Here is a 14,010-nt window from a genome sequence, read left to right as displayed (position 1 = left end):
GGTGGCCCTGCCCGTTTTAGAAAATCGTACGCAGACCGAGTGCAACGCCGGTCTGATTGCTCTTGCCCGGCAATTCGACCGAGGCAGCGCCCGACACCTTGTCGAAATCGACCGTGCCGTACACCTCGGTGCGCTTGGACAATGCGTACTCAGCCAATGCCACCAACGTATAGCGATTGCCGCTGCCCAGTTGTCCGTTGCCGATCGCCGCATTGGACATGTGGTCGTAGTACGCCGCGCCCGTCAACGTGAGCGTGGGTGTGGCCTGCCACGTCACGCCGGCGAACGGACCGTTGTCGCCGCGGCCCGAGCCCTTCAGGATATCGACGCCGGGCACGAGCGTCTGCTGCGCCAGCGCGCTGTCGACGAAACCGGTGTCGTCCTTCGAATGCAGATAGCCGACGTACACCTTCGCCGTGCTGAAGGCATACACGGCGTTCGCGTTGAAGATGGTCTGCTTGTGATTGCTGTTGTCGCTGTTCTGCTGCACGCCGCCTGCGACGCTCAACGGGCCGGCCACATACGACAACGTGAAGCCGTACATCGTGCCCGCGCCGAGATGGCCCGGCACCTGGCCGGAGAAACCGCCCGCGCCGGTCGATTCCGAGTTGGTGCCGAACGAGTACATCGCGGCCATGGTCAGGCCTTTGTACGAGCCGGTGTATTTGACGGCGTTGTCCGCATAGAGCCCCGCGCCGAGCGCGCCCGGCAGCCATGAGTTCTCGAAGTAGTTGCCGACCGTGAGCGGGTCGTAAGTGTCGCCGAGCAAGTCGAACAACGGTGTCTTCTGTCGGCCAAGCGTGAGCGTGCCGTATTGGCTACTCAGGCCCACATACGCATTGCGGTTGAAGAGCCGCTGGCTGTCCGAGGCCGAACCGTCCTGCAGATTGATGCCGCTTTCCAGATCGAAGATCGCCTTCAGTCCGCCGCCCAGATCCTCCGAGCCGCGCAGACCCCAGCGGCTGTTGGTGATCGCGCCGTTCGTCATATACAGACGGCCATCGTTCTTGGCGTTGGAGTTCGTCAGATAGCGAACGCTCACGTCGGCGACGCCGTACAGCGTAATCGAGCTCTGTGCCGAGGCTTGCTCGGAGGTCATCGCGAGGGCCGCGCCACCCACGATGGCGGCGGTCTTGAGGAGTCTTATTTGTCTCACTGAATTTCCTGCTTATGTGGTTATGGATTTTTCATTCGAGTCCGCCGCGCGCAAGCTGGCCATGCGCCGGCGCGCCGATGATAGACCAGCACCCTCATCGCGCCAAAAGTCCTTTAGCGCAATAAGTTATTGCACTTTCTGACAATGATTCCGGTCCGTCTGACAAGAGTTAACCTTCGCGGAAGCGTGCTTCGGTTAGTCTGAAATCCATTGATTGATAGACGCTATTTCGCCGCGACGCCAGCCTGTATGCGGCGGCCGCGCGCTTTTACCGCATGGATAATTCCGCCCGAAAGACGCAGCCTCATTTGCTGACCAATCACGATCTCACTGACGAGCAATGGCATCGCATCGTGCCGCTGCTGCCTGAAATGAAGGCCCTTGGACCTCGGCGTGGGCGTCCCAGCATCGATATCCGCTGGGTGGTGAATAGCGTGATGTGGGTGCTGCACGCACGCGCGCCCTGGAGCGCGATGCCGGAACGCTACGCGCCGTATCAAACGGCGCATCGCTACTACCTGCGCTGGAAGAAGTCCGGCGTGCTGGCCGACATCGTGTTCACGCTGTTCGAGACCGATGCGATCCTGGAGCGGCCTGTTACGCGAAGGAGCGGTGTGAGTGCTGCATAGGTGGCAGCTTCGCAACGACAAATAAAAAGGCTGTCGCCGGGTCCCGGCGACAGCCTTGTTTGATCAGTCAGAAGATCTGTGGATCTGAAAAGACCGACCGTTACTCAATCACGCAGTTTGCTCGACCTTGAACACGGCGACGGCATGTCGCAACTGTTCGGTCTGCTCATCGAGCGAACCGGCCGCGGCGGCGGCCTGCTCGACGAGTGCGGCATTGCGCTGCGTTACATCGTCCATCTGACGGATCGCGAGATTGACTTCGCCGATACCTGAACTCTGTTCCTTCGAAGCGGCCGAGATCTCATTCATGATGGCCGTCACGCGGCGCACTGCGTCGACCACCTCGCCGATCGTGCTGCCCGCCTTGCCCGCGAGCGTCGAGCCTTCGCCGACTTGCGCGACTGACTGATCGATCAACACTTTGATCTCCTTGGCCGCTGTCGCGCTGCGCTGCGCGAGATTGCGCACCTCGCCCGCGACCACCGCGAAGCCGCGGCCTTCTTCGCCGGCGCGCGCGGCTTCCACTGCGGCGTTCAGCGCCAGAATGTTGGTCTGGAACGCGATGCCCTCGATCACGCTAATGATCTCGCCGATCTTGCGCGAACTATCGGTGATGCCCGCCATTTTCTCGACGACGTCGTTGACCACCTGGCCACCGCGCGCGGCGATGGCCGACGCGTCGCTGGCCAGTTCGGACGCGGTCGCCGCATTGTCGGCGTTCTGCGTGACGGTCTTGGTGAGTTCGTCCATGCTGGCGGCGGTCTGCTGCAACGACGCGGCCTGTTCCTCGGTGCGGCTCGACAGATCCAGATTGCCGGCGGCGATTTCTTTCGAGGCGACGGTGATCGTCTCCGCCGAGGTCTTGATCCGCGCGACAGTGGACGCGAGTTGATCGCGCATCTCACGCAACGAGCACAGCAGGCTCGATTTGTCGTCGCGGCGCAAGTCGATACGAGTGGCCAGATCGCCGCGCGCGATCTGCATCGCAATCGAGGCCGCCGTGGAGGGCTCGCCGCCAATCGAGCGCGACACGCTGCGCACCACGCGCGACGCCACGAACGACACGATCACGCCCAGTACCACCAGCATGCCGGCCGACCGCGCGAGCGTCGCGTAGAACTGCGCCTGAATGTCGTCCATGTAGGCGCCGGCGATGAAGTCCCAGCCCCACGGCCCGAAGCGCTTCACGTAGCCGATCTTTTCGCTGGGCGTCGTTTCGCCAGGTTTCGGCCACCAGTAGCGTAGGTAGCCGGCGCCGGCCGCCGAGCCGCCGGCCTGGGCGATGTCGTGATATAGCGCGTTGCCTTTGGCGTCGCGAAAGCCGCTCATGTCCTTGCCGTTCAGCTTCGGGCTCATCGGGTGGTCGATCATGACCGAATCGCTGCGCACGATCGTCACGTAGCCGGATGCGCCGTAACGTTGGGCATTGACGCGGGCAATGGCTTGCTGCTTCGCGTCGTCGGCGGAGAGCTTGCCGGCGTCGGCCTGTTTCGCATAGTCCGCGACGATCGATGCCGCCATGTCGGTGACATCGGCCAGATCCGCGCGCCGTGCGTCCATTTGACCGTTACGTGCTTCGTACGCGTTCACAACGGTCACGATCAGGAGCGCAGCCCAGCACAGCAGCAATGGCACCCACAATTTCTGTTTCAGTGTCAGTCGGTTCATTATCGGATTCGACAATACGTTGAGTTCGGAATAGGGAGAGGCTGCAATCTGCGCTGCATAGCTCGCATAACGGCGCGTGCGGCGCTTTCTTTATCCGGTTGCTCAAAAAACAGGCGAACAGCCGCGCGGCGGCGGCCGTCGAAACATGGCGGGGCAAAAGGCGGCTGACGGAGTGTGGGCGCTAGAGCTGTTCCCGGCCGAACGCGCCCAGGCGTTCGAGGTCGAGCACCTCGATCTGGTTGTACGAGAGGCGGAGAATCTGCAGCCGTTCGAGGTTTTGCAGCGCCTGATTGATCCGTTGACGCGAAACGCCCGCCAACAGGCCGACTTCTTCCTGCGAGACGGCCAGCGTGCGGCCGGTGTCGGGATAGAGGTCGGGGTTGAATAGTTGCGCGAGCGACTGTGCGACGCGAGCGTCCACATCGAGCAGCCGGCTATTCTGGATCGATGCGATGAATTCGCCCATGCGGTTGTTCAATTGCCGGATCACGAAGCCGGTGAACGGCAGGCTCGACTCCAGCAGCGCATGGAACGTCTCCGACGGCACGAACATGACCAGCGAGGGCTGAATCGCCGCCACGTCGTATTTGCGCAGTTCGCGCTTGATCACGCTGCCTTCGCCGAACCAGCCGCCGCGCGGCACGCCGGATAGCGTGCAACTGCGTCCCGAAGGGCTGTAGATGGCAAGTTTGATGAGGCCGGAATGCACGCCGATCCAGTAGTCCGACGGCTCCTGGCGGCGCGCGATCCATGCGCCGCCTTCCAGATGCTCGGCATGCGCGCTGGCGAGCACCCAGGCCTGATGCTCGGCGGCGAGCGCCCGGAACCACGCGCACGTGGCAAACAGGCTCGGCAGATCGGCGCGCGCGACCCGCTCCGGCCTGCGCGGGCGGGCGTCGACGGGGGCGGTGAGGGGAGCGTCGTTCATGGGCGGCTTGCGGTTTTGGGGCGGATGGGGGTGCAGAAGCGCCAGGGCGCGCCACTCTGTCATTTGAATGACAGACAGTTCACCATGACAATTGTTAGCCTAGTTCATCAATCAGAATAATCGACGGCGCGGCCAGCGCCTCTGGAGACGATCCGATGAAGCACATGTTCGAAGCAGGCCTCGAGCGCCGTGAGGCCAATTATGTCCCGCTGACGCCGATCGATTTCATCGTGCGCGCAGCCGAAGTCTACGGTGAGCGGCCGGCGGTCGTCCATGGGGAGATGCGCCGCAACTGGCGCGAGACCTACGAACGCGCCCGGCGTCTGGCCAGCGCGCTGCAGCGGGCCGGCATTCAGCGCGGCGACACGGTCGCGGCCTTGCTGCCCAACATTCCTCCGATGATAGAAGCGCACTTCGGCGTACCCATGGCCGGCGCCGTGCTCAATACGCTGAATACGCGGCTCGACGTGTCGTCGCTGCTGTTCATGCTGCGCCACGGCGAGGCGAAGGCGCTGATCGTGGATACCGAGTACGGCGAGTTCGCGCATCGCGCCGCGCTGGAGTTCCCGAACCTGCGTGTGATCAGCGTGGCGGACGCGATGCCGGCTGATCCTGCACAAATCATCCGCGCCACGGACTACGAAGCGTTCCTGCAATCCGGCGACCCCGAATTCGCGTGGACCCTGCCGGCTGACGAGTGGGACGCCATCGCTCTGAACTACACCTCCGGCACGACCGGCGATCCGAAGGGCGTGGTCTACCACCATCGCGGCGCGTATCTGAATGCGCTGAGCAATATCCTCGAGTGGGATATGCCCAAGCACGCGGTCTACCTGTGGACCTTGCCGCTATTCCACTGCAACGGCTGGTGTTTTCCGTGGACGGTGGCCGCGCGTGCCGGCGTCAATGTCTGTTTGCGCAAATTCGATGCGAAGACGGTGTTCGATCTGATTCGCCGCGAAGGCATCACGCACTATTGCGGCGCGCCGATTGTTCAGAGCGCGCTCGCGAATGCGCCGGCCGAATGGCGCGAGGGCATCGAGCATCGCGTGTCGACGATGGTGGCGGGCGCGGCGCCCGCGCCGGCGGTGATCGCGAAGATGAAAGAGATCGGCTTCGATCTCACGCACGTGTACGGACTCACCGAAACCTACGGACCGGCCGCGGTCTGCGCAAAACAGGAAGAGTGGGAGTCGCTCGACGACAGCGCGCGCGCCGAACTGAACGCGCGGCAGGGCGTGCGCTATCACCTGCAGGCGGCGGTGACCGTGCTCGACCCGGACACGCTCGCACCCGTGCCCGCCGATGGCGAGACCATCGGTGAGATCATGTTCCGCGGCAACATCTGCATGAAGGGCTATCTGAAGAACGAGCGCGCGACGGAAGCCACCTTCGAGGGCGGCTGGTTCCATACCGGCGATCTCGGCGTGCGGATGCCCGACGGCTATATCCGCATTCGCGATCGCAGTAAGGACATCATCATTTCCGGCGGCGAGAACATCTCGAGCATCGAGATCGAAGACACGCTGTACCGTCACCCTGCGGTGTCCGTAGCCGCCGTGGTGGCGATGGCGGACCCGAAGTGGGGCGAGGTGCCGTGCGCCTTCGTCGAGCTCAAGGAGGGCGCTCAGGTGAGCGCGGAAGAGATCATTGCGCACTGCCGGCTCTTTCTTGCGGGATACAAGCTGCCGAAAGCGGTGCGCTTCGGCGAATTGCCGAAGACATCGACGGGGAAAATTCAGAAGTTCGAACTGCGCGCGCGCATCAAGGCCGAAGAAAAGCCATGATGCGGTCGCGCGTGTGACGGTGTGGCGTGCCGAGTGGCACGTCAGTGCCGGTAGTTCGCGCCGCAAGATAAGCGCACGCGAGCGCGTGGATTACGTGCGCATCGCCGCGCAGGATCGCACGCCGGTCGCGAGCTTAACCGCGCGTGTCGACCCAGTGACGTGCCCAGCGTGCCGAGTGCTGCAAAGCCTGTTCTTCGTTCGTGAAGTAATCGAGCGAATAGAACTGGTAGCGCCCTTCGGTACGCGCGCTGTCGGCACGTTCGAGCAGCAGATTGGATGAAAAAGTGCCATCGGGCAAACGGTGCGCCGAGGGTTTGACGGCATAGCCGTTGTAGTGATGAATATGTTTGTTTTGCATTTTATATTTTAATGATGTTCGAGTGCGCGCCTGCCTTGCAGACCCATGGATGGGTCGCGCGGACGAACTGATTCAAGCCATTGCGAGCCGAATCCTGACGCAGTCGGAAAGCGAAAAATGGGCGTTGAAGCCGGAGGGGAGAATGAGGTGCGACGAGGCGTTTGGCGCTCAGGCAAGCTGCTTGAATGACATGCAGCTCAAAGCGATACGCGCCAACTGTGGGAGACAAAGCTCCGCGAGGATGTCGCTGCAGCCCGATGTCCGTTTGCCGGACACCGAGCCCTTCAAACTTACATCGGCTTGATGTTAGCCGCTTGCAGACCCTTCGGGCCTTGCTTCGTTTCGAAGCTCACCTTCTGATTCTCAGCCAGCGTCTTGAAGCCGTCGCCGCTGATTTCGGAGAAGTGCGCGAACAGGTCGTCGCCGCCCTTGTCCGGGGTGATGAAGCCAAAGCCTTTGCTGTCGTTGAACCACTTAACGGTACCGGTATCCATGAAGAATCCTTGAGGTAAAAAAATAGAAAGATGTGCTCTGTGCGAGAGCGTGTGAAGCGTCAAGGAGGGAGAGGACAACGAATACCGCTGAGGGAGCGAGACATTGATGAACAGCAATCGAACTTCTTGAACTTCGGATGCCACAGTAACCGCCGGGGTGTATCAGCGTCAACACTTATCTTGTAACTGTTTTGCCGGGTGCCGCGGAAGGCTTGCACTGGACGCTGGCCGATAGAGCCCCGGTTCCCGGGATGCCGTGCGACGCGGCACGGCATCCCGTTCGAGCGCCAACGTGTTTCAGATGCCCACTTTGTGTGCCGTCAGGATCAGGCGCAACCCGAGCGCAGCGACTGCGCTCGCGGCGACGCGATCGACCCAGGCTTTCCATTGCAGGTAAATTTCACGCGGCCGCTTGCTCGAAAAGCACAGCGCGACGACGGTGTACCAGCCGGCTTCGATAGTGAAGATCGCGGGCGGCAATGCAAAGTAGCACCACAGCGGCGGATGTTGCGGCAGCAGGGCCGCGAAGATACTGCCGTAATACACGGCTGTCTTCGGATTGCTGAGTTGTGTGCTCAAGCCGATCCAGAAAGATTTGCGGGCATTGGCCCGGACCGCTTGCGTGGCATCGAAGGCGAGCGGTTTCGCGGCGCCACGCCAGATTTTCGACGCGAGGTAGATCAGATAGAGCCCGCCTGCCACTTTCAGGCCGACGTAGAGCCATTCGACGCTCGCCAGCAAGGTATAAAGGCCGAGCAATGCGATGCCGCTAAAGAACACACCGCCGACGCCCATGCCGATGGCGGTGGCGAGACCATCGCCGCGCGACAAGCCGATCGCGTTACGGGCGACGATGACGAAACTCGGCCCCGGGCTCATGGCACCTAACAGGAGTGCGGCGAGGATGGTGATGATGGCGGTTGAAGCGGTCATGGCCGAGTGTCTCCTATGCGCTAGCGTGCTAGGCAGTGAAACATAACATGAGAGAGCGAGCCTTTGCTTTTTTGCCTTTGCTGCCCGCTCATTTCCTGTCGATGAGCATTGCCGATTCTGCTCGCAGTCTGGATAAGCCAATGGGAATCGAAAAGCCCTGCATCGCGGACTAACAATTCATTGCTGCAGGCAAAAGAAATTGGATGCTAGAATCGCTTTCCATACGCTGAAGCAGCCCTGAACAACGGGGCGAGACACGAGCGCAATTCGATCCGGTTGCCGACGAATTCCCCATAATCCAAGATTTAATGGGCATGATTTCCAGGTGCGAGTTCTCCCGCATCGGGAGAGGCATCGCGAGTTCGATTCGCACTCGAGCCATCTGAATCACGCATAGGCTTCGCGTTGTTTAGCGAAGCTTTTTGTTTTTCCAACGCGAGCATTATTAGCCGCGACACCGGTACGTTATGAAAGAGCTTGGAGAACAACGGCAGCTCGACTTCGACGGGAATGCGCGTGAGCGCCTCGTCGTATGGATCCGCCGCCGCATGGAAGAATACGGCATTACGATAGAAGCGCTCGCCGAAGCGATCGAAGCCGATGCGGCCACGACCCGGGCCGTGATATATCGCGACGCCTACGGCAATACGTGGGACGGTCACGGTGATAAACCGGACTGGCTCGCGCGTGCAATCTACGCTGGACAGAACATCGATCATTTCCGTTGCTAAGGGCGGTGTTTGCCGTTTGCGTGCAGTTGTCGCATCGCCAGTCGGCGCGTTCCTTTGCCGTTGAACGCATGCGCGATCTGCCTTAAGATCGGCAGGTCGTTGCCGATTCCGTGCCCATTCATGCGGGCGCAAGCGGCACAGAACTGGAAGCTGCATGCCGTACGGTCGTCGAACTCCTTCATCTGAATTTCCTGCTTTTCGTTTCCCTGCATGGCTCCGCTGTCTCGCGGTATTCGGCCTGTTGTGGCTGAATACCGGCTGGTCGTTTGGTGCGGCCCACGAGCCTGCACGGCAGCCGTCCGCGCGCGTGAGCCGGCACGTTGAGCCGTCCACGAGGCACACGTCCAAAGCGAAAGCCCAACGCTCGAGCAAAGCGAAGAAGCCGACTGCCGGCAAGGCTCGGCGTCGTGTCGCGCACAAGCGCAAGCATGTGACGAGCACCGGGCGGACGATGCATGTCAGCAAGGTCACACCCAAACATCGCCGGCAAGCTGCGCGCATTGCGCGGGATCCGCGCAGTGCGAGACGCCCCGCAGAGTTGGCGGCAAAGCGCGATACGCAACATGCGTCAGCGTCGCGCGCGTCGATGCCGCATCAAGGGCTTCGCTTGTTGGCGCGCTGCGGCTATACGCCGAAATCGCGCGCGTTGCTGCGCGCCAGATCCGTCTACGTCGTCGACGAACGAACGCAAACCGTGCTTACCGAAAAGCAGGCTGACCGCGTCGTGCCGATTGCTTCGGTATCCAAACTGATGACGGCGGTCGTGTCGCTCGATGCGAAGCATGCATTGAACTCGCCGCTTAACGTCACGGTTCAGGACCAGGATTTCGACAAGTTCACCGGTTCACGTTTGAGTGTCGGTTCGACGCTGTCACGCCATGACATGCTGCATATTGCGCTGATGTCGTCGGAGAACCGCGCCGCGGCCGCGCTCAGCCGCGATTACACGGGCGGCCGTCCGGGCTTCGTCGCCGCGATGAACGCGAAGGCTCGCGTGCTCGGTATGCGGCACACGTCGTTCGTGAATGGCACGGGCTTGTCGCCGCAGAACGTTTCGACCGCGCGGGATTTGTCGTTGCTGGTCGCCGCGGCCAGCCGCTATCCGTTGATTCGTGCTTACTCCACCGATCGCGCGCAAGTAGTTTTACCCGGCGGTGGCCGAGCGAGCCTGAGTTATCACAACTCGAATGCGCTGGTGCGAGGCGGCGACCGCTCGATCGTGCTGCAGAAAACCGGCTTCATCAACGAGGCCGGGCATTGCGTTGTCGTGCGAATGAGGGTGCACGGCAGGCCGGTCGACATCGTGGTGTTGGGTGCGCCCGGGGCGCACGATCACATTGCCGACGTGGTAAGAATCAGCCGCTGGCTTCGCTGTTCGCTGCGGTAAGTATTATTCATCAGAGAAGAAGACCGAAAAAAAGCCCAAAAAAAAGCCCGCACAAGGCGGGCTCAACTACTCGGAGTTTCGCGATCCAGTCGCTAGAAGGATCACGCTCAGTGTATGTGAAAGCTATATGAAAGTGTAGAAAAACCGCGTCAAAGATCGAAAAATACGGTTTCCTTATCGCCTTGCATGTGAATATCGAAACGGTAAACGTTCGCCACATTCGGCTCGCGGCGCGCGATCAGCGTATCGCGCCGGTCCGCCGGAACCGCTGCCAGCACGGGGTCTTTCGCGTTCGCCGCGGCTTCGTCCTCGAAATAGACGCGCGTAAATGTGTGCAGCAGCATGCCGCGCATGGTCAGGATCACGTTCAGATGCGGCGCTTCATCCGGAGTGACGCGGCCCGGTTTTACCGTTTCCACGACGAAGCGTTTGTGCGGATCCGTGCCGGTGCCGACACGCGCGAAACCGCGAAAGCCGGTCTTCAGGATTTCCTCACGCGACTCAGGGAAGTGCCCGTTCGCGTCCACTTGCGACACTTCGAGCATGGCGTCGCCGATCACCTTGCCGTCGCCGTCGAACACCTGGCCGACGATCGTGATGTGTTCGCCGGCCGCTTCGCGGTCAGCCAGAACCGGCGTAAACAGGCTCTTGAAGTCGAAATCGTACTGCTGCGGGCACAGACCGTACGCGAAGTAAGGTCCGACCGTTTGCGAAGGCGTTTGCTTGAGGGTCGTCATGGCTTTAGCGCTCCATCGGAGTTTCGTTACGGCCGCGCAGCACGATGTCGAAGTCGTAGCCGAGGGCATAGGCCTCTTGCGTGGTGTCGAGCGAGAAATCCGCGATCAGGCGGTCACGGGCGTGCTCCGGCGTGCCTTGGAAAATCGGATCGAACGCCAGCAGCGGGTCGCCAGGAAAGTACATCTGCGTGACGAGGCGGGAGCCGAAATGGTCGCCGAAGAGCGAGAAGTGGATATGGTTCGGACGCCACGCATTCGGATGGTTGCCCCACGGATACGCGCCCGGTTTGATCGTCAGGAAACGGTAGCGGCCTTCGTTGTCCGTGATGCAGCGGCCTGCGCCGAGGAAGTTCGGGTCGAGCGGCGCGTCGTGCTGGTCGGCTTTGTGCACGTAGCGGCCGGCGGCGTTGGCTTGCCAGATTTCGACCAGCGTGTTGCGCACCGGGCGGTTGCCTTCGTCGAGCACACGGCCCGTCACGATGATGCGCTCGCCAAGCGGCTCGCCATTGCGCGCGGCGTTGCGCGTCAGGTCGTGATCGAGCGCGCCGAGATCGTCGGTGCCGTAGACCGGCACACGCTGGTCGCGCAGCTTTTCTTTCAGCGGAATCAGCGGACGCGTCGGGCCGCGTTTGACCGACGAACCGTAGCCAGGGTAGACGTAAGCGGGATGCGACGTGAAGTCACGCGCGCTGAGAAAGGAATCGTCCATCAGTGTCTCCTTCGAGGAATTGTGGGATACGGCGTTATGGAAAGACTTTATCCAACCTGAGCGGTTATGCAAAATGACGTTTTCGCCCTTTTCGTATAACCTGCCGTTATGCAACGCAGTCTCGCGGATAGCCGCGTCAAATTCCGTCACCTCCAGTGCTTTCTGGCCGTCGCGCAGTTCGGCAGCGTCCAGCGGGCGGCCGACAGCCTGTCGATCACTCAGCCCGCGGTCTCCAAGACCGTCGCCGAACTCGAAGCGATTCTCGGGGTGAAGCTGTTCGAGCGCGGCCGCCACGGCGCCGTGCCAACCCGCGAGGGGCAACTCTTCATGCCGCACGCGAGCGCCTGCGTCAGCGCGTTGCGCCAGGGTGTCGATCTGTTGGCGCGCGCGGAAGGCGCGGCCGCCGCCACGCTGGAAATCGGCATTCTGCCGACCGTCGCGGCGGCATTGATGCCGCCGGTGCTGAAGCAGTTCGCCACGTTGTGGCCGCGCGTGATCGTGCGTCTTGCGACCGGCGCCAATCCGGAATTGCTCGAGCGCCTGAAAGCGGGCACGATCGAATTTGCGATCGGACGCCTGGCCGATCCCGAGCGGATGGTCGGGCTCAGCTTCGAACAGCTGTTCAGCGAACCGTTGATCGCGGTGGTACGCGCAGGGCATCCGCTGGCGGCGGGCGCGGGTTTGCCGGCTACATCGCTCGAGGATTTTCCAGTTGTGTTGCCGCCGTTCGGCACGTTGATCCGGCAATCGGCGGACAGTCTGTTGAGCGCATGGGGCGTGCCGCCGTTGTCGGCGTTCGTCGAGGTATTGTCGGTTTCGACGGGCCGCGCGTTGACGCTGGAGAACGGCGCGGTGTGGTTCGTCCCGTTGAGCGCCGTCGAATACGAGCTGGCGCACGGCATGCTGGTACGTTTGCCATTGCCCTTCGCCGGCACCGGCGAGCCGGTCGGCTTGATCCGCCGCTCGGACACGCAGCCGTCGCCGGTCGGGCGGGCGTTTATCGAGGCGGTGCGCGAGGTCGCGCAGCAGCGCATGGCGTCGAGTGCGGATAAGGCGGCCGGTAAAAGGGCGCAGAAGCGGCGCCGCAAATAGGGCGTGCGGTACTCAATCATGGTGTTGAGTGCCGCCAGGCATGCGCGTGCTGGCGTGTGAACCATCCGGTACAAAATGAAGGTTGCGGACGCCCGCCTACCCGGTGTACAAACACGGTGCAAAAGCCGTCGCGGGCCGCAATGCTGCGGCACATCACGCATGCGGTGTCACACTAAGGGTGTGGCGACGGCTGCACCGAACACCAGAACAGTGGGAACAGCGTCGAAAGACTGTAAAGGAGATTGCCATGCCCAGCGACTTGCCCACTCCAGACGTCGCGCTGCGCGCCGTGTCGGCGCCTGAGCACAATCCGCTCGGCACCGCCGGCCTCGAATTCGTGGAGTTCGCCGCGCGCGATCCGCAAGCGCTCGGCGAAACCTTCACCAAGCTCGGTTTCAAGGCGATTGCGCGGCACATCAGCAAGGACGTCACGCTCTATCGCCAGGGCGAGATGCAGTTCCTCATCAACGCCGAGCCGGATTCGTTCGCCGCGCGCTATGCCGAGGAATACGGCGCAGGCATTTGCGCGATCGGTATTCGCGTGGCGGACGCTCAGCGCGCCTTCGACCGCGCGATCGAACTCGGCGCATGGGCGTTCGAAGGCGAAAAGATCGGCGCGGGCGAGTTGCTGATTCCGGCCATTCAGGGCATTGGCGACTCGCATATCTATTTCGTCGACCGTTGGCGCGGCCGCGGCGGCCAGCGTGGCGGACTCGGCGACATCTCGATCTTCGATATCGATTTCCGGCCCATCGAGATCGACACGGCGCATGCCGACTTGAGCCACGCGGGCAACGGCCTCGTCGCGGTCGATCATCTGACGCAAACGGTCGGCGAGGGCCGGATGCAGGAATGGCTCGACTTCTATCGCGACCTGCTCAACTTCCGCGAGATTCACGAGTTGCACGCCAACTGGCATGTATCGGCGGAATCGCGCGTGATGGTGTCACCGTGCGGCGCGATCCGCGTGCCCTTGTACGAGGAAGGCACGAGCCGGACCAACTTGATGCACGAGTACCTGCCGGACCATCCGGGCGAAGGCGTGCAGCATATCGCCCTCGCGACCGACGACATCTTCGCGTGCGTCGAGCAGTTGCTCGCGAACGGCGTTGAATTCGTCGAGCCGCCGCCGCGCTATTACGAGCAACTCGACGCGCGCCTGCCGGGTCATGGGCTCGACGTCGCGCGGCTCAAGCGCACGCACGTGCTGGTGGATGGTGAGATCGGCGCGGACGGCGTGCCGCTCTTGTTCTTCCAGACTTTCGTGCGGCGCCGTGCCGGCGAAATATTCTTCGAGATCGTTCAGCGCCAGGGCCATCACGGCTTCGGCGAAGGCAATCTGAGCGCGCTGGCCAAAGCGCGGGAACAAACCGGCGGCGCTTAAGGCCTGGAGTGACACCG

15 protein-coding genes are annotated in these 14,010 nt (G+C 62.1%); 6 read left to right on the top strand and 9 right to left on the bottom strand.

The features are described from left to right. Positions 1-16 precede the first annotated feature (16 nt). The gene (locus tag PQR32_RS18220) at positions 17-1,099 is read right to left on the bottom strand and encodes a porin (RefSeq protein WP_408229618.1); all 1,083 of its coding nucleotides are present in this window, start codon (positions 1,097-1,099) and stop codon (positions 17-19) included. Between the two features lie 365 nt (positions 1,100-1,464). On the opposite strand from PQR32_RS18220, the gene PQR32_RS18215 reads away from it, so the two are divergent. Continuing rightward, the gene (locus PQR32_RS18215) at positions 1,465-1,785 is read left to right on the top strand and encodes a transposase (RefSeq protein ID WP_408229551.1); all 321 of its coding nucleotides are present in this window, start codon (positions 1,465-1,467) and stop codon (positions 1,783-1,785) included. A 108-nt stretch (positions 1,786-1,893) separates the two neighbouring features. Here PQR32_RS18215 and PQR32_RS18210 read toward each other — a convergent pair whose 3' ends face one another. Together PQR32_RS18210 and PQR32_RS18205 are read right to left on the bottom strand one after the other, a co-directional pair. Further along, entirely contained in the window at positions 1,894-3,453 is a 1,560-nt protein-coding gene (locus PQR32_RS18210) for a methyl-accepting chemotaxis protein (protein WP_408229548.1), read from the bottom strand. Between the two features lie 181 nt (positions 3,454-3,634). Further along, entirely contained in the window at positions 3,635-4,381 is a 747-nt protein-coding gene (locus tag PQR32_RS18205) for a Crp/Fnr family transcriptional regulator (protein ID WP_408229545.1), read from the bottom strand. A 155-nt stretch (positions 4,382-4,536) separates the two neighbouring features. On the opposite strand from PQR32_RS18205, the gene PQR32_RS18200 reads away from it, so the two are divergent. Continuing rightward, on the top strand, positions 4,537-6,168 hold the full coding sequence (locus tag PQR32_RS18200; protein WP_408229542.1) for an acyl-CoA synthetase: 1,632 nt from the start codon (positions 4,537-4,539) through the stop codon (positions 6,166-6,168). 133 nt (positions 6,169-6,301) lie between these two features. On the opposite strand, the gene PQR32_RS18195 is transcribed toward PQR32_RS18200, so the two are convergent. The 3 genes from PQR32_RS18195 to PQR32_RS18185 form a co-directional block, all read right to left on the bottom strand. Continuing rightward, entirely contained in the window at positions 6,302-6,526 is a 225-nt protein-coding gene (locus PQR32_RS18195; protein WP_132383764.1) for a hypothetical protein, read from the bottom strand. Positions 6,527-6,816: 290 nt separating this feature from the next. Next, the gene (locus PQR32_RS18190; RefSeq protein ID WP_007178877.1) at positions 6,817-7,020 is read right to left on the bottom strand and encodes a cold-shock protein; all 204 of its coding nucleotides are present in this window, start codon (positions 7,018-7,020) and stop codon (positions 6,817-6,819) included. A 297-nt stretch (positions 7,021-7,317) separates the two neighbouring features. Continuing rightward, positions 7,318-7,953: a LysE family translocator gene (locus PQR32_RS18185; protein WP_408229539.1), complete on the bottom strand. Its 636-nt coding sequence runs from the start codon at positions 7,951-7,953 to the stop codon at positions 7,318-7,320. A 467-nt stretch (positions 7,954-8,420) separates the two neighbouring features. Between PQR32_RS18185 and PQR32_RS18180 the strand changes: the two genes are divergently transcribed. Further along, positions 8,421-8,684: an H-NS family nucleoid-associated regulatory protein gene (locus PQR32_RS18180; protein WP_408229536.1), complete on the top strand. Its 264-nt coding sequence runs from the start codon at positions 8,421-8,423 to the stop codon at positions 8,682-8,684. Here the strand turns inward: PQR32_RS18180 and PQR32_RS18175 are convergent. After that, complete coding sequence (locus PQR32_RS18175) at positions 8,681-8,866, bottom strand: hypothetical protein (protein WP_408229533.1); 186 nt, start codon at positions 8,864-8,866, stop codon at positions 8,681-8,683. The genes PQR32_RS18180 and PQR32_RS18175 overlap by 4 nt on opposite strands. Between PQR32_RS18175 and PQR32_RS18170 the strand changes: the two genes are divergently transcribed. Next, a complete protein-coding gene (locus PQR32_RS18170) occupies positions 8,839-10,071 on the top strand; it encodes a serine hydrolase (RefSeq protein ID WP_408229530.1) in 1,233 nt (410 codons plus the stop codon). The genes PQR32_RS18175 and PQR32_RS18170 overlap by 28 nt on opposite strands. Positions 10,072-10,220: 149 nt before the next feature. Here PQR32_RS18170 and pcaG read toward each other — a convergent pair whose 3' ends face one another. Together pcaG and pcaH are read right to left on the bottom strand one after the other, a co-directional pair. After that, the gene (pcaG, locus tag PQR32_RS18165; RefSeq protein WP_408229527.1) at positions 10,221-10,808 is read right to left on the bottom strand and encodes a protocatechuate 3,4-dioxygenase subunit alpha; all 588 of its coding nucleotides are present in this window, start codon (positions 10,806-10,808) and stop codon (positions 10,221-10,223) included. 4 nt (positions 10,809-10,812) lie between these two features. Then, entirely contained in the window at positions 10,813-11,517 is a 705-nt protein-coding gene (gene pcaH, locus PQR32_RS18160) for a protocatechuate 3,4-dioxygenase subunit beta (RefSeq protein ID WP_408229524.1), read from the bottom strand. Positions 11,518-11,625: 108 nt separating this feature from the next. Between pcaH and pcaQ the strand changes: the two genes are divergently transcribed. Together pcaQ and PQR32_RS18150 are read left to right on the top strand one after the other, a co-directional pair. Continuing rightward, a complete protein-coding gene (pcaQ, locus tag PQR32_RS18155; RefSeq protein WP_408229521.1) occupies positions 11,626-12,609 on the top strand; it encodes a pca operon transcription factor PcaQ in 984 nt (327 codons plus the stop codon). A 247-nt stretch (positions 12,610-12,856) separates the two neighbouring features. Beyond that, complete coding sequence (locus PQR32_RS18150; protein WP_408229518.1) at positions 12,857-13,993, top strand: 4-hydroxyphenylpyruvate dioxygenase family protein; 1,137 nt, start codon at positions 12,857-12,859, stop codon at positions 13,991-13,993. Positions 13,994-14,010 lie beyond the last annotated feature (17 nt).

This window comes from Paraburkholderia dipogonis, assembly GCF_046027395.1.
Lineage (GTDB): Bacteria > Pseudomonadota > Gammaproteobacteria > Burkholderiales > Burkholderiaceae > Paraburkholderia > Paraburkholderia dipogonis_A.
This window is presented reverse-complemented; position numbering and strand designations above follow the sequence as displayed.

Excerpts from the sequence above, each read along its gene's own strand:
- PQR32_RS18220 (WP_408229618.1), bottom strand. The coding sequence starts at position 1,099 with ATGACCTCCGAGCAAGCCTCGGCACAGAGCTCGATTACGCTGTACGGC.
- PQR32_RS18210 (WP_408229548.1), bottom strand. The coding sequence starts at position 3,453 with ATGAACCGACTGACACTGAAACAGAAATTGTGGGTGCCATTGCTGCTG.
- PQR32_RS18205 (WP_408229545.1), bottom strand. The coding sequence starts at position 4,381 with ATGAACGACGCTCCCCTCACCGCCCCCGTCGACGCCCGCCCGCGCAGG.
- PQR32_RS18200 (WP_408229542.1), top strand. The coding sequence starts at position 4,537 with ATGAAGCACATGTTCGAAGCAGGCCTCGAGCGCCGTGAGGCCAATTAT.
- PQR32_RS18195 (WP_132383764.1), bottom strand. The coding sequence starts at position 6,526 with ATGCAAAACAAACATATTCATCACTACAACGGCTATGCCGTCAAACCC.
- PQR32_RS18190 (WP_007178877.1), bottom strand. The coding sequence starts at position 7,020 with ATGGATACCGGTACCGTTAAGTGGTTCAACGACAGCAAAGGCTTTGGC.
- PQR32_RS18185 (WP_408229539.1), bottom strand. The coding sequence starts at position 7,953 with ATGACCGCTTCAACCGCCATCATCACCATCCTCGCCGCACTCCTGTTA.
- PQR32_RS18180 (WP_408229536.1), top strand. The coding sequence starts at position 8,421 with ATGAAAGAGCTTGGAGAACAACGGCAGCTCGACTTCGACGGGAATGCG.
- PQR32_RS18170 (WP_408229530.1), top strand. The coding sequence starts at position 8,839 with ATGCCGTACGGTCGTCGAACTCCTTCATCTGAATTTCCTGCTTTTCGT.
- PQR32_RS18175 (WP_408229533.1), bottom strand. The coding sequence starts at position 8,866 with ATGAAGGAGTTCGACGACCGTACGGCATGCAGCTTCCAGTTCTGTGCC.
- pcaG (WP_408229527.1), bottom strand. The coding sequence starts at position 10,808 with ATGACGACCCTCAAGCAAACGCCTTCGCAAACGGTCGGACCTTACTTC.
- pcaH (WP_408229524.1), bottom strand. The coding sequence starts at position 11,517 with ATGGACGATTCCTTTCTCAGCGCGCGTGACTTCACGTCGCATCCCGCT.
- pcaQ (WP_408229521.1), top strand. The coding sequence starts at position 11,626 with ATGCAACGCAGTCTCGCGGATAGCCGCGTCAAATTCCGTCACCTCCAG.
- PQR32_RS18150 (WP_408229518.1), top strand. The coding sequence starts at position 12,857 with ATGCCCAGCGACTTGCCCACTCCAGACGTCGCGCTGCGCGCCGTGTCG.